Source organism: Adlercreutzia sp. CNCM I-6207, from assembly GCF_977072305.1.
The window spans coordinates 25763-39058 of sequence record NZ_CDRVLZ010000011.1 but is presented as its reverse complement, the minus strand read 5'-3'; the positions used below and the strand labels follow the sequence as shown (position 1 = coordinate 39058).

12 protein-coding genes are annotated in these 13296 nt (G+C 67.0%); 10 read left to right on the top strand and 2 right to left on the bottom strand.

The features are described from left to right. The first annotated feature begins 115 nt into the window (after positions 1–115). The 7 genes from ACW4QM_RS07005 (at position 116) to ACW4QM_RS06975 (ending at position 7646) form a co-directional block, all read left to right on the top strand. Positions 116–832, top strand: a complete 717-nt coding sequence (locus ACW4QM_RS07005) for a 2Fe-2S iron-sulfur cluster-binding protein (RefSeq protein WP_161127141.1) — start codon at positions 116–118, stop codon at positions 830–832. Next, complete coding sequence (locus ACW4QM_RS07000; protein WP_161127142.1) at positions 832–3129, top strand: xanthine dehydrogenase family protein molybdopterin-binding subunit; 2298 nt, start codon at positions 832–834, stop codon at positions 3127–3129. Before ACW4QM_RS07005 ends, ACW4QM_RS07000 begins: the two co-directional genes overlap by 1 nt. Positions 3130–3143: 14 nt before the next feature. Continuing rightward, positions 3144–4079 (top strand): FAD binding domain-containing protein, encoded by a 936-nt coding sequence (locus tag ACW4QM_RS06995; RefSeq protein WP_161127143.1) that lies wholly within the window; start codon positions 3144–3146, stop codon positions 4077–4079. 25 nt (positions 4080–4104) lie between these two features. Beyond that, on the top strand, positions 4105–5166 hold the full coding sequence (locus tag ACW4QM_RS06990; RefSeq protein WP_161127144.1) for a hypothetical protein: 1062 nt from the start codon (positions 4105–4107) through the stop codon (positions 5164–5166). A gap of 36 nt (positions 5167–5202) precedes the next feature. Continuing rightward, a complete protein-coding gene (locus ACW4QM_RS06985; protein ID WP_161127145.1) occupies positions 5203–5703 on the top strand; it encodes a hypothetical protein in 501 nt (166 codons plus the stop codon). A gap of 55 nt (positions 5704–5758) precedes the next feature. Next, positions 5759–6985 (top strand): XdhC family protein, encoded by a 1227-nt coding sequence (locus ACW4QM_RS06980; RefSeq protein ID WP_161127146.1) that lies wholly within the window; start codon positions 5759–5761, stop codon positions 6983–6985. Positions 6986–7088: 103 nt separating this feature from the next. Then, positions 7089–7646, top strand: coding sequence for a rhodanese-like domain-containing protein (locus ACW4QM_RS06975; protein WP_455798316.1), 558 nt, complete (start codon positions 7089–7091; stop codon positions 7644–7646). Positions 7647–7837: 191 nt separating this feature from the next. On the opposite strand, the gene ACW4QM_RS06970 is transcribed toward ACW4QM_RS06975, so the two are convergent. Then, the gene (locus ACW4QM_RS06970; protein WP_161127148.1) at positions 7838–8614 is read right to left on the bottom strand and encodes a Crp/Fnr family transcriptional regulator; all 777 of its coding nucleotides are present in this window, start codon (positions 8612–8614) and stop codon (positions 7838–7840) included. A 276-nt stretch (positions 8615–8890) separates the two neighbouring features. On the opposite strand from ACW4QM_RS06970, the gene ACW4QM_RS06965 reads away from it, so the two are divergent. The 3 genes from ACW4QM_RS06965 to ACW4QM_RS06955 all read left to right on the top strand — a co-directional run bounded on the left by ACW4QM_RS06965 (position 8891) and on the right by ACW4QM_RS06955 (position 12973). Next, positions 8891–9892, top strand: coding sequence for a 4Fe-4S dicluster domain-containing protein (locus ACW4QM_RS06965; RefSeq protein ID WP_237974050.1), 1002 nt, complete (start codon positions 8891–8893; stop codon positions 9890–9892). 39 nt (positions 9893–9931) lie between these two features. Further along, positions 9932–11986: an aldehyde ferredoxin oxidoreductase N-terminal domain-containing protein gene (locus ACW4QM_RS06960; protein WP_161127150.1), complete on the top strand. Its 2055-nt coding sequence runs from the start codon at positions 9932–9934 to the stop codon at positions 11984–11986. Positions 11987–12088: 102 nt separating this feature from the next. Beyond that, positions 12089–12973, top strand: a complete 885-nt coding sequence (locus ACW4QM_RS06955; RefSeq protein ID WP_161127151.1) for a formate dehydrogenase accessory sulfurtransferase FdhD — start codon at positions 12089–12091, stop codon at positions 12971–12973. Here the strand turns inward: ACW4QM_RS06955 and ACW4QM_RS06950 are convergent. After that, entirely contained in the window at positions 12913–13236 is a 324-nt protein-coding gene (locus tag ACW4QM_RS06950) for a putative heavy metal-binding protein (RefSeq protein ID WP_161127152.1), read from the bottom strand. The genes ACW4QM_RS06955 and ACW4QM_RS06950 overlap by 61 nt on opposite strands. Positions 13237–13296 lie beyond the last annotated feature (60 nt).

Below are 13296 nucleotides of genomic sequence, written 5' to 3'. Positions count from 1 at the left end.
GTTCTTCCTCCTTAAAATACCCCGGGGGTATACCCCCTTTGCGTAATGTGGCCTACCCCTCTGCCCCGTAATCTACTCACTGTCAGCAAGACTCATGAGTAGAAGGAGGAGGAGCATGGCGCAAACCGTTTCTCGCCGAGACTTCTTCAAGGCCGGGGGCATCGCCGGCCTGGCCGCCGGGGTGGCAGGCCTGGGCATCGGCTCGGTGCTCGGCGTGCCGGAGGAGGCGGTGGCCGAAACCGTCACCGTCACCGATTTCGTGTACACCTGCCCGGTCTGCGGCGCGAAGGCCGTGGATTACGACGCCCTGGTGAGCCATTTCGAAACCGAGCATCCCGACGCCAACTGCGGCGTTCCCCAGTGCGCCACCCTGAACATCAACGGCAACGAGTTAAAGGTGCAGGTGGAGCCCCAGTGGACCCTGCGCGAGACGCTGCTGAAGGCCGTGGGGCTCGCCGGCGGTGCCAAGGAGATGTGCGACCGCGGTGGCTGCGGCAGCTGCACGGTGCTCATCGACGGGGTGCCGGCGCTCGCCTGCACCACCTTGGCCGTCCAGTGCGAGGGCAGGGCCATCGAGACCTCCGAGGGCATTGCCGCCGATGAGCGCTTCCGCCCGCTGGTGGAGGCCTACGCCAAGCACGACGCGGCCCAGTGCGGCTACTGCACGCCGGGCCAGTTCACCGTGGCCAAGTACATCATCGAGAAGTACGGCGAGCCCACCGAGGAGCAGATCCGCGAGGAGCTGGCCGGCAACATCTGCCGCTGCGGCACCTACAGCCGCCACGTGCAGGCTATCCAGGAGGCCGCCAGCGCCATGAAGGGAGGCAACTAATGGGAGCCAGCTGCGAATCTATCCTGTCGGGCGTTAACGACGACCGCACCGACTTCAAGTACGTGGGCACCTGGGAGCACCCGGGCCGCCAGTCCTGGGACATGATCTCGGGCGCGGCCAAGTATCCCACCGACCTGTGGATGCCCGGAACGCTCACCGCCATGGCGCTGCACAGCCCCTACGGCCACGCGAAGATCAAGAGCCTCGATATCACCGAGGCCGAGAAGGTGCAAGGCGTGCACCTCGTGCTCACCTACGAGGACGAGGAGATCGCCTCCATGCCGAAGTACCGCCCCTCCTACTACGAGTTCGGCGCGAGCCCCCTTCTGGGCGACGAGGCCGAGTTCGAGGGCGACGAGGTGGGTGTCGTCGTGGTGGCCGACAACGAGGAGGCCTGCAAGCGGGCCCTCGACGCCGTGGCGGTGGAATGGGAGGCCCTGCCCTTCATCACCGACTGCCGCGAGGCCGCCAAGCCCGGCGCCCCCATTCTGCGCCCCGAGATGAACCCCGACTCCAATATGACCGGCAACACCTTCGGCGCTCCGGTGGAATGGGAGATCGGCAACGTGGAGCAGGGCCTGAAGGAATCCGACCACGTGGAGGTCATCGAGTACGGCCGCCCCATGTGGAGCCAGTTCAGAAGCATGCCGCCGGCCTACTTCAGCTACTGGGACGACGATCCCTGGGGCAACCCCGATGGCGAGAAGATGTGCTACGTCACGAACCACGCCCACTTTCCCTCCAACGGCCCCATCGTGTCGGCCTTCATGGGCTTCGGCAGCCATGCCGACAAGTTCCGCGCGCTCACGCCGTACATGGCTTCGCGCTACTGCGACTTCGTCGAGAAGCGCGGCGCCCAGCTGGCTCCGGTGCTCTCCAAGCGCCTGGGCGGCGTGCCCGTGCGCTTCGTGAACACCCGTCGCCAGTCCTTCGATGCCGCCGTGCCGCAGACTTACATCACGGCCCGCATCGGCTACAACGACGACGGTACCCTGCACGCGGTGCAGTCGCGCAACGTGCACCAGTCCGGCGCCCGCGGCGGCTACGGCGACAAGACCCACGGGCATTTGGTGCTGCCGCCCAACGCCCAGGCATTCAAGTCGACGAGCTGCCCGAACATCTACTCCGAGATGGCCTACTACGTCACCAACGGCGCCTGCACCACGGCCGACCCGGGCAAGGACATGTGGGAGCCGGTGAACCTGGCCTTCGCCCATATCGCCGACGCGCTGGGCATGCCCATCACCGACGTCATCATGAAGAACGTGAGCGTGACCGACCCCTCGCTGTCCGCCTGCATGGAGGCGGGGAAGAAGGCCTTCGACTGGGACGCCAAATGGCACAAGGCCGGCGAGAAGACCCTTGAGGACGGCCGCCTCCACGGCGTGGCCGCCCGCGCCTGCTGGTCCATGACCTGGGGCATGATCTCCTACAACATCAACTTGCGCATGGGCGTGGACGGCAAGATCTACATGCCCTACTCCGAGGCCCTCATCGGCACCTACTGGCCCGACGCGGTGCAGCTGGTCATCGCCGAGGAGATGGGCATGAAGCTGGAGGACGTCATCGTCTACTACGCCCCCAACTACAACAACTGGCAGAACGGCGACGCCGCCGACCGCGGCAGCACCTGCACCTGGGCGGCGAAAGAGGCGGCCGTGCAGCTGAAGGCCCAGATTCTCGCCACGGGCGCGGCGCTGTTCGGCGTGACTCCCGACGAGGTGGACCTCGTGGACTCGATGATCACCCTGAAGGCCGACCCGACGCAGCAGATGCCCATCACGGGTACCGGCCAGCTGGCCGTGGGCTTCTGCGGCAAGCCGGAGATTCCCTTCCAAAACGACGTGGTGCGCACCATGAACGTGGACTTCTGCGAGGTGGCCGTCGACCCGGAGACCGGTCTTGTGGAAGTGACCGACTACGTGTCGGCCCACGACTTCGGCAAGGTGATCCGCCCGGCCTCGGCCCTGGGGCAGATCGAGATGGCGCTCACCCAGGCCGAGGGCCGCTCCCTTCGCGAGGAACTCATCTGGGACGAGAACACCGGCGTGCTGCTGAACGGCAACATGTACGACTACAAGGTGCCCACGGCGCTCGACCAGCCCAAGATCGAGGGCGTGCCCGTGGAGACGCGCATGGGCGGCGGCGCCTACGGTTCCACCGGTGTGGCCCACGCCCACACCAATGCGGGCCTGGTGGGCCTGGCCATCCAGAACGCTATCGGCGCCTGGGTGAACGTCCAGCCCTTCACCCCGGATAAGGTTCTGGCCGCCCTTGCTTCCAAGCAGCAGGCCTAAAGGAGGATTGAACCATGAAGCATTTCAAGCACATGCAGGCCACCTCGGCCGATCAGGCCGCGAAAGAGGCGGCAAGCGGGAAGGCCTGGGTCATGGCCGGCGGCACCGATCTTCTGGGCACCCTGAAAGACGAGATCTTCCCGGAGTACCCCGAGACCGTCATCGATTTGAAGACCATCGAGGGGATGGACGCCATCGAGGAGGACGGCGACGCGCTGCGCATCGGCGCCCTGGCGAAGCTGTCCGATGTGGCCGAGAACGAGCTGGTGAAGACCTATGCCGCGGCGCTGGCTCAGGCGGCGGGACGTGTGGCGTCGCCCACCATCCGCCACATGGGCACGATCGGCGGCAACGTCTGCCAGATGCACCGCTGCTGGTACTTCCGCGTGCCCGACGACCGCTTCCACTGCCGGCGCAAGGGCGGCGCCACCTGCCCGGCCCGCATCGGCGACAACCGCTACCACTCCATCTTCGGCGACGACAACGGCTGCTTCGCCGTGTCCTCTCACGACACGGCGCCGGCGCTCGTGGCCCTGGGCGCCACGGTGGTCACCACCAAGCGCGAGGTTCCCGCCGAGGAGTTCTTCGGCGCCCACGGCCACCGCTCCAACGTGCTGGAGGACGGGGAAGTGGTGAAGGAGTTCCGCGTGCCCAAGGCCGAGAAGAGCGCGTTTCAGAAGTTCGCCCTGCGCAAGTCCATCGACTTCCCCGTGGTGAACTGCGCTGTGGCTGCAACCGGCGGCGAGACCCGCGTGGTGCTCGGCGGCGTGCACCCGGCTCCTTGGCGCTCGAAGGAGGCCGAGGAGGCCGTGGCAGCGGGCGTGACTGCCGATAGCGCGGCGAAGGCCGGCGAGGCGGCGGTGTCCGTGGCCAAGCCCCTGGGCAAGAACGCCTACAAGGTGGACATCGCGCGCACGCTGGTGAAGCGCACGCTTGAGGCCATCGCCTAGCGGCGAGCGCGCGGAGGTGGGCTTCATGGCCGAACGACAGACAACCTGGGGACGCTCGCTGGCCCAGCTGCGCCAGTGGGCCTCAGACACTGAGGGTGTGTCCCTTTGCCCCTCGTCCCTTTCCGTGGCGGCTCCCGTGCGCCAGGCGTTCTACGACCAGGTGGACGAGGTGGCCGACCTGCTGGCTGCCGAGGTGCTCGGCGAGCGGCTGCCCCAGGCGGGCCGCCTCGCCCGCGCGCTGGGCGACGGGCGCGAGGAGCTGCTGGCGGCATCGGGGCTTGGGGCCTATCGGCTCCCCGAGCGTCTCGAGCACTTCCTCACTGACGCGCACCGCGCCCTGGCGGAGCCGCTCTCGTCCTTGGTGGTGGATGCGGCTTCCGGGCGCGTGCCCTTGGCCGAGGTTCACGGCCGGGCCGCATCCGAGGCCGCCCGTTCGGCGGACGTGCTTATGCGCTGCGCCTACGAGGCCTGGGTCTACCTGGGTATTATGGCGGCCCTTCGCCCCGTGCGGTTCTGGGCCGTGGCCAGCGAGGACGGTCGGCGGCTGGTGGCCGTGCCCACCGACGAGGTGCGCATGGGCTGGCAGGTGCCCTCCCGCGAGCTGCGCCACCCCGAGGCGGTCTTCGAGACGGCCGATGGGCGCGTGTTCGCCTGCAAGTGCGAGGCGGCGCGCGAGATCGACTATTACGACGTGATGGCGCCCCCGGCTCGCGACACCTCCGCTGGCGGCAACACCGAGAACCTCATGGGGCACCGGGTGCTGCTTCTGTACCAGCTGGACGGGGTGCGTGACGTGCGGCCCCTCGTGGATCGCAAGGAGAAGCGCCAGGTGGCCGCCGACCATGTCTGCACGGTGCTGTCGCCGGGCGAGATGGGCTCTCCCTCCCATCTGGGGGCCTTCATCTCGCGTCTGCGCACCCTGCGCACGCGGCGCCCCGTCACGGTGCTCGCCTATGAGGGGCCGGCGGCCTTCCCCGCCGAGATGGCCGAGGACGCCCAGGTGCCGCCCGTCGAGTTCAAGGCCGTGGGGCTCAGCCTCGATGCCCTGGCCGCCGTTGCGGCGCCACTGGCCCCCGACTACGAGTAAGCCAATCGCCCGCAGGCGATGAACGAAGGAGAAATCATGATGAAGATTGCGAAGAGAAGGACGGTTCTGGGGGCGCTCGTGTGCTCGGCGACCCTGGCCGCCTCCTGCCTGGGCTGCGCCCCGGCGGCAACGGAGATAGCGCCCACCGACGGGCTCGCCTCCAACGACATGGTGGTGAAGGGTGAGTACACCCCCTACGACCCGGCGGCCGAGGCCGAGGTGACTGCCGGCGCCGCTATCGAGGGCTCCGAGGAGGAGCAGCTCCAGCAGGAGCGCATCGCCGGCGGCGCGGCCGGAGGCGTGGTGTCCGAGAACCTCGAGCCCCTCGAGGGCATTACCGACTACAGCGAGGGGGAGTACGTGCCCGTCTACGGCATCGCCTGCGACATTCCCGAAGTCGTGCACGGCGAGACCAAGGGCACGGCCTGCACCACCTGCCACACGGCCGACGGCCAGGGGGCCGGCACCCAGGTGCCCCAGAGCCACGCCGACCAGAACCTGGCCGACGAGGACTGCCTCACTTGCCACGAACTGTAGGGATGAATCCGTAGGGCAAGGGCTCTGCCCTTGCCGATCCAGAGGAGGAGAGATCATGCGCGAGGTTGCTTCCGATGTGCGGCGGTGGTTCGACGAGGGGCGCGCGGTGGCGCTTGCCCAGGTGACGAAGACCTGGGGCTCCTCGCCCCGCGTGCCCGGATCTGTCATGGCCGTCGCCGACGACGGGCGCCTGGCCGGCTCGGTCTCCGGCGGTTGCATCGAGGGCGCCGTGGCCCAGGTGGCCATGGAATGCGCCGGCAGCCGCCTCTCCTCCTTGGAGAAGTTCCATGCCTCCACCCGCCGCGCCCAGGAAGTGGGCCTATCCTGCGGCGGCAACATCGAGGTGTTCGTGGGCGATCTGCCCCGGGCCCTGTTCGCCGTGGAGGAGGCGCTGATTCGGGCCGATGCGGCCTATGCGCGCGTGACGGCGGTGGAGGCCGTCTTCCCGGGCGACCGCGTCGACGATCCCTCCCAAGACGATGCGGCCGTCCGAGAAGGCGGAATGGATGCCCTCGGCGCCATGGCCATCGTGGCCGATGAAGAGGCGCTTACGGCCGCCGTCGCCTCGCTTGCGCCCGCGGTGGCGGCCGAAGTGGCCGTGGCCCGGTGCGACGGCGCGGCCGTGGCGACGGCGGGGGAGGCCGACTGCCTGCTCGCCGTGGCCGAGGCCGTGGCGGCCCGCCCCGCCTCCGAGGACGCGGGCCACGTGATCGAAGGCGGCATCGACTGGTTCTTCGCCCGCGTGCGCCCCGCACCGCAGCTCGTCTGCATCGGGGGCGTGCACATCGCCATGCGCCTGGCAGAGATCGCCCACGTCATGGGCTTCCGCACCGTGGTGGTGGACCCGCGCCGGGTCTTCGCCACCGGCGAGCGCTTCCCCGGGGTGGACGAGCTCGTGCACGCCTGGCCCCAGGAGGCCTTCGCCGAGGATGGCCCGGTGCGCCTTACGGCCAACACGGCGGTTTGCGCCCTCACCCACGACCCGAAGATCGACGTGCCGGCCCTTCAGGCGGCCTTGGCCTCGCCGGCGTTCTATATCGGCTCTTTGGGCCGTTCCACCACCCAGCTCTCCCGCTGCCGTCAGCTGGCGGGGGAGGGATGCCCCGACGAGCAGATCGCCCGCATTTACGGGCCTATCGGGCTAGACTTGCGCGGCCGCGAGCCCGCCGAGATAGCGCTCTCCATCATGGCCGAGATCTGCGCCGTCCGCCACGGCAGCCCCTACGAGCTGTCTACCATGCTGGAGACCGCGCGCGGGTTGGAAGGCGGCGAGGCGGCGTAAGTTCGGATTTTTGCCGTCGTCTCGTCTACAATGGGAGACATTGCCGTGCCGTTTGCTCGAGGCGATGGCATAGCCGCTTTGGTGAGATGAGAGGGAGATTCCGATGAATGTGATAAAGCGTGGGGTATGGATGGCGCGTGCGGGGGCGTTCACAATGCTGCTCGTTGCCGCGCTGGCCGGCGCGGTGGGTTGCGCGGGAGCGCCGGATGGTCAGGGCCCTTCGGAGGGGCAGTTCGCTGATGTTCGGAAAGATGCGGGCGCCGTGCGGAAGATATCTGCCGACGAGGCCCACGATTTGATGGTTTCCGACAAGGTTGCCGTGCTCGACGTGCACACGGCCGATGAGTACGCCGAGCGCCATATCGTGAATGCACGGCTGCTTCCCCTGGACGCCATAGACGCGAAGACGGCTGAGGAGGTCGCGCCGGATAAGGACGCGCCGGTGCTTGTGTACTGCCGAAGCGGTGTGCGTTCGGCTGAGGCGGCTCAAAAGCTGTCCGATCTGGGGTATGCCCAGGTGTACGATTTCGGCGGCATCCTCGACTGGCCCTACGCCACCGTAGAAGGAGCCGAGACCGTCCAGAGCGGTCTGCCCGAGGGCGAGATGCCCGTAGGCGTGAAGGTCGTCTGCGGCAAGACTCGCTCCCTTCCCGAGGATTAAATTCTTAGCGGGCCCTTCACTCTCATAACGAGCAATATCTTGCCATTAGAAGATAAAATGATCAGTTAAATGGCAGTATATTGCAGCTAAAACCCTCTCTGCCATTGTCCCGACTTCGACGACCGAGCTGGACTGCCGGAAGGTGTGGCCCATACCTTGGATGACGCCTTCGCGATGCGGTAAGCGCGGGCCTAGCTCTGCGGGATAGTGAATCGGTTGCAGGTCTCTTCTACCCAGGTGGCGTTTTGGGCGAGGAGGCTCTCGCTCACCGTCACCGCGCGGTAGCCGAGGGTCACCAGGCCGTCGTTCTGCAGCTGGTGCAGGGCGCGGGTGACCGACGCACGGTCGGACAAGGTGAGCGCCGCCAGCTCGTCGTGGGTCACGCGCAGCGCGCCGGGCTCCTGGCCGCTGCGGCGCACCAGGGAGTGCAGGGCGCACAGCAGAAGGGCCAGGCGTTGGCCGACCAGAGGTCGCGAGGATATCATTGACTGTATAAGCGCGCCGGTAGCCTGGTTGTAGGCCGATGCCGCGAGGATCTGCTGCTGGCGGTCGCCGGGCAGCGTCTCCAGACAGCGCTTGAGCGCCTTTGAGGGCAGCGAGCAGATGCGCCCCGGCACGAGGGCGTGCAAATGGTAGGTGTTGGTGGAGACGCGCGGCACGTACAAGTCGGCCACGCCCACGGCGATGCCGGCGCCGTAGAGGGTGAAAGGGGCCTCGCCGTCCGGGTCGATATGGGCCATGCAGCTTACGACCCCCTCGCGGATGGCGAACACGTGGTGCTCGTAGCGGTGGTCGGTCCACAAGAGGTCGCCCTTGTCGTATTCCACGACGGCGGGCATGATCTTGTCGCCTCCCTCGAAGCGCTCCGTATCGCCGAGTCCGCAGACGCAGCCCACGGGACACAGGTGGCGCACCGGGCAGTGGATGACGCCGAACTCCTCGGCCTTCTGAAAATCCCTGAGTCTCATGGAGCCCCTCCTCTTCGCAACTTCCCCGATCCATTGTCCCTCAACGGGGCGGCGCTCCCCATTCCCCAAACAGGGTATTCGCCGCTTCGTGCATTGTGCACCATTGCGGCGGCCAACATTGTGATGCGCGCCACAATGTAGCCCCTCCGACTCGTGCGCCGTGCACGTTCGGTGCCGGCGGCCCTCCGTAGAATGCAACGCGTAAGGGGAGAGCGTCGCAGAGAGGGGCGCGCCCCTAGCGTTTCGTTTCGATCCCAGGAAGAAGGGGGAGGTAGTATGGCTACATCTATTGAAGAGACGGCCGTCGCGGAGGAGGGCGCCAAGGGCGTCTCTCGTCGCGGGTTCCTCACCGGCGGCGGCCTCATCGCCGGCGCCGCGGTGATGGCCGGCCTTGCGGGCTGCGCGCCTGCCGGCAAAGGAGAGCTGGCGAGCACCGGGGAGGCGGTGCCCAAGGCCAAGGGCCACGTGGTGCACCAGCAGTACATCTGCTCCGGCTGCCGCACCTGCGAGCTTACCTGCGTGCTGTCCCACGAGCAGCTCATCAACCCGCAGCTGGCCCGCAACAAGGTGGAGACCGACGTGCAGCAGGCCTATCTGACCGACGTCCTGTACTGCCAGCAGTGTGACGACGCCCGCTGTCTGGCGGCCTGTCCCACAGGCGCCCTGCACGTGGACGAGGCCACCGGCGCCCGCGTCATCGACCAGGAGCAGTGCGTCGGCTGCCAGACCTGCCTGAACGCCTGCGTGTTCGCGCCGGCCGCTTCGCGCATCAAGTACAACCCCGCCACCAACACCTGCATCAAGTGCGACCTGTGTGGCGGCGACCCGATGTGCGTGAAGCGCTGCCCGCTCGGTGCCTCGCAGCTCTCCTGGGAGGAGTACACCGTCGTCCGTCCCGGCATCGACGACTACGTGGAGAAATCCACGGAAGGCGCGCTCGAGGGCGTTACCTTCACCAAGGAGTACACCGGCCCCCATGCGGGCAAGGCCATGGACGAGCAGGACTGGGCCCTCGTGCCCGCCGACGGCGGCGTGCAGGTCAAGGGCCAGGTTACCTCGTCGGACGGCGCCGATTTGCGCGTGAAGATGCACTGCGACTTCAAGGACGCGTCCGGCAATGTGCTCGGCTCGAGTGAGGAGCACATGTGGTGCATGTCCATCCACGAGCATCTGCCCCTCGAGTTCAGCTTCGCCATCGACGACCCGTCCCAGATCGCCGAAGTCGTGCTCATCGGCGACATCAGCTACTGGGTCAAGGGCGTCGACGAGGAGTACTAGGCCCACCGTCTTACCGCACATCTATCTGAGGAGATTTCAATGGCAGACGAATACTACGGGTACGTCGGTACCCTGCTGAAGGTCAACCTGACCGATATGACCGTGGAGAAGATCCCCACCAACACTTACGACACCGACAAGTGGATCGGCGGCCGCGGCCTCGGCTCCATCATCCAGTGGACGGAGTGCCCGACCACCGCCGGCGCGCTGGATCCGGAGAACGTGCTCACGTTCCTTACCGGCTCCCTCACCGGCACCATGCTCGACGGTGGCCGCACCTTCGTGCAGGCGGTCTCGCCGGCCGGCTACCCGGACACCGGCTCCTTCGCCCGCTCAAGCTTCGGTAGCTCGTTTGCGCCCGAGATGAAGTTCGCCGGCTACGACGGCATCATCTTCATGGGCAAGGCGCCCTATCCGGTGTACTTCTACATCAACGACGACATCGCCGAGATCCGCGATGCCCGCGACCTGTGGGGCATGGACAACTTCGCCGTACAGAACGAGCTGTACCGCCGCTCCGGCAACAAGGCGAAGATCGCCTCCATCGGTCCTGCCGGCGAGCACATGTCCATGTTCTCCACCATCCTGTCCGACGAGTCGTCGGCCACGGGCATGGGCTCCTTCGGTGCCGTCATGGGCTCGAAGAACCTGAAGGCCATCTCCATCCAGGGTACCGGCTCCGTGAAGGTCGCCGATCCCCAGGGCCTGCTCGATTTGGTGGAGTACACCCAGAACCTGTGCTGCCGCAAGCTCTACGAGACGACGCCCGAGGCGCCGGCGAACTCCTACGTGGGCTCCTGGCAGGCGTCGCTTCCCCTGACCGACACCGACCTGTACAAAGAGGCCCGCGACCCGGAGGGCAAGCTCGAGATCGCCTACACCGGCTGCTACTCCTGCCCCTGGGGCGGCTGCGGCTACGGCGTCCGCTTCAAGGACGGATCCGGCATGAGCCTGGGCCAGCTGCGCTGCACCGAGGCCATTCCGGTCTCCGCCGAGAGCGCCGCGTGCGGCGAGTACGTGGGGCGCGCCCATATGAAGCGCCTGACGCTGAACGAGCGATTGGGCCTGTCCGACTGCAACACCTGGTTCCAGGGCCTCGACCCCATCTTCCAGGCCGGCAACATCCTCACCGAGGAAAACACCGGCATCGACTGGACGAACTTCGGTACCGAGGACTTCACCCGCGAGCTCATGTACTCGGTGGCCTACCAGTCCACCGAGGTGGGTGCCGCCATCGCCAAGGGCTGGCGCTACTTCCTCGAGGAGTACATCGGCACGCCTGAGGCCAAGTACTTCTATCGTGCCATCCGCGGCATCCGCAACAGCCCTAAGCACAACGGCGGCGGCGTCTGCGGCTGGTACATCCCCGGCGCGTACCTGGCCCCCGGTCTGCTGCGCTTCGCCACCTCGAACCTTAACGCCACCGACATCCGCTGCACCGGTGCCGAGACCTACCTCCTGTTCGGCTCCAACGGCGATTTGCTCCCACCGGGCTCCGACGAGTGGCAGGCGCTGGTCGACGGCAACTCCACGAAGCTCTTCGGCAGCCCCCAGGTCTACGAGGACATCCGCAACTGGGATTGGGAGAGCGACTCCATCGCCCCGTTCTGCAAGTGGAACCACCAGTTCAAGGCTTTGGACGACTCGCTGATCTTCTGCTACATCGCCATGAGCGCCATGGGCATCTACTCGAACTACACCGAGGGCCACGAGGGCGACTTCGATATTCCGAAGAAGCTGTTCAAGGTGGTCACGGGCATCGACTTCGGCGAGGAGGAGGAGGCGGCCTTCGGCGAGCGCATGTTCCTGCTCGAGCGCGCCATCCTCACCCGCCAGGGCTGCGACCGCAACGACGATCTGCTGTTCGACGAGGTGTACCAGGAGTACTCGGCCGAGAATCTGGAGAACAGCTTCTATCAGACCGAGACAGGCCTGACCAAGGAGCATTACGAGAAGATGCTCGACGCCTGGTACGAGGTCATGGGCTTCGATGTGGCCACCGGCATGCCGAAGGTCTCCACCTTCGAGGCCGCCGGCGTTCCCGAGATCGCCGATCGTCTGGTGAGCGAGTACGGCGTGCAGCTGCCCGCCTAACGGGTTCGGGCAGAGGCGAGGGGCGGCTCTCTGCGGAGTCGCCCCGCATGAAGCCGAGAAGAGGGGCGGCCCTGCCCGGGCCGCCTCCTGAGAGGGGGAGTCGTGGAAAACACAGTGCAAGCTCGCGCGGTGCGAGTGGCGGGGGAGTGCGAGGCCTTCCCGCGGAGTTACTTCTCCGTGGTCTGCTGCGACGAGGGCGATATTGCCGCCGAGGCCATCGAGGTCATCTGCGAGCACGAGCTGACCATCGTCGCGAACGGCTGCGAGCTCGCAACGCTCATGTGCTCGAACGCGAACCTCTCCGAGCTCGTGTACGGCTTCCTGTTCAGTGAGGGCGTCATCGGCGATGTGCGCGAAGTCGTCGCCTTCGACATGGATGCGGCGCGACGCATCGCGCGCCTTTCGCTCTCCCATCCGGTGCGGCGTCCCGCTGCGCCTGTGATTACCTCCGGGTTCGGGGGAAAGGCGCTAGCCGCCCCCTCGGGCCGTTTTCTTCCCTCCCTTGCGGTCGGGACCGGCGCTTGTTCCCTCCCCGAGACGTTGCCGGTCCCGACCCCGGGGGATATCGACCTCATCCGAGGTGCGGTCATGGCCATGCGCGTGGGGGCCCGCGAGTACGCGGCTACGCGCGGCACCCATTGCTCGGCCCTGTTCTGCCGGGACGAGATGGTGGCCCTCTACGAGGACATCGGCCGCCACAACACCTTCGACAAGCTGGCCGGGCACTGCCTGACGCGCGGCATCGACGCCACGGGGTTCCTGCTCGCCACCACCGGACGCGTCAGCAGCGAGATGCTGCGCAAGGCGGCGCGCCTCGGCGTGGGCACGGTGGCGTCGCTATCGGGTCCTACCGATGCGGCCGTGCGCGAGGCCCGCGGGCGCGGCATGACGCTCGCGGGGTACGTGAACTCCTCGCGGCTAACCCTCTACGCCGCCTCGACGGTGACGGCGGTGCCGGAGGCGGTCACCATGAGCATGTTGCCCTGACCGAGCACCTCGTAGTCCATATCCACGCCCACGATGGCGTGGGCCCCGAGCGCGGCGGCCCGCTGCTGCATCTCGGCCACGGCCTCGTTGCGGGCCTGCATGAGCTCCTCCTCGTAGCCGGCCGAACGGCCGCCCACCAGGTTGCGGATGCCGGCGCCGAAGTCCTTCAGGAAATTGATGCCGGTGATGACCTCGCCGAACACGATGCCGTAGTAGCCGGTGATGCGGTAGCCCTCGACGGTGGGCGTGGTGGTGACGATCATGGCGCTCCTCTCTCGGAAATGTACGGGTGCGAGTATAATACCCGAAATCGAGAAAGCGAG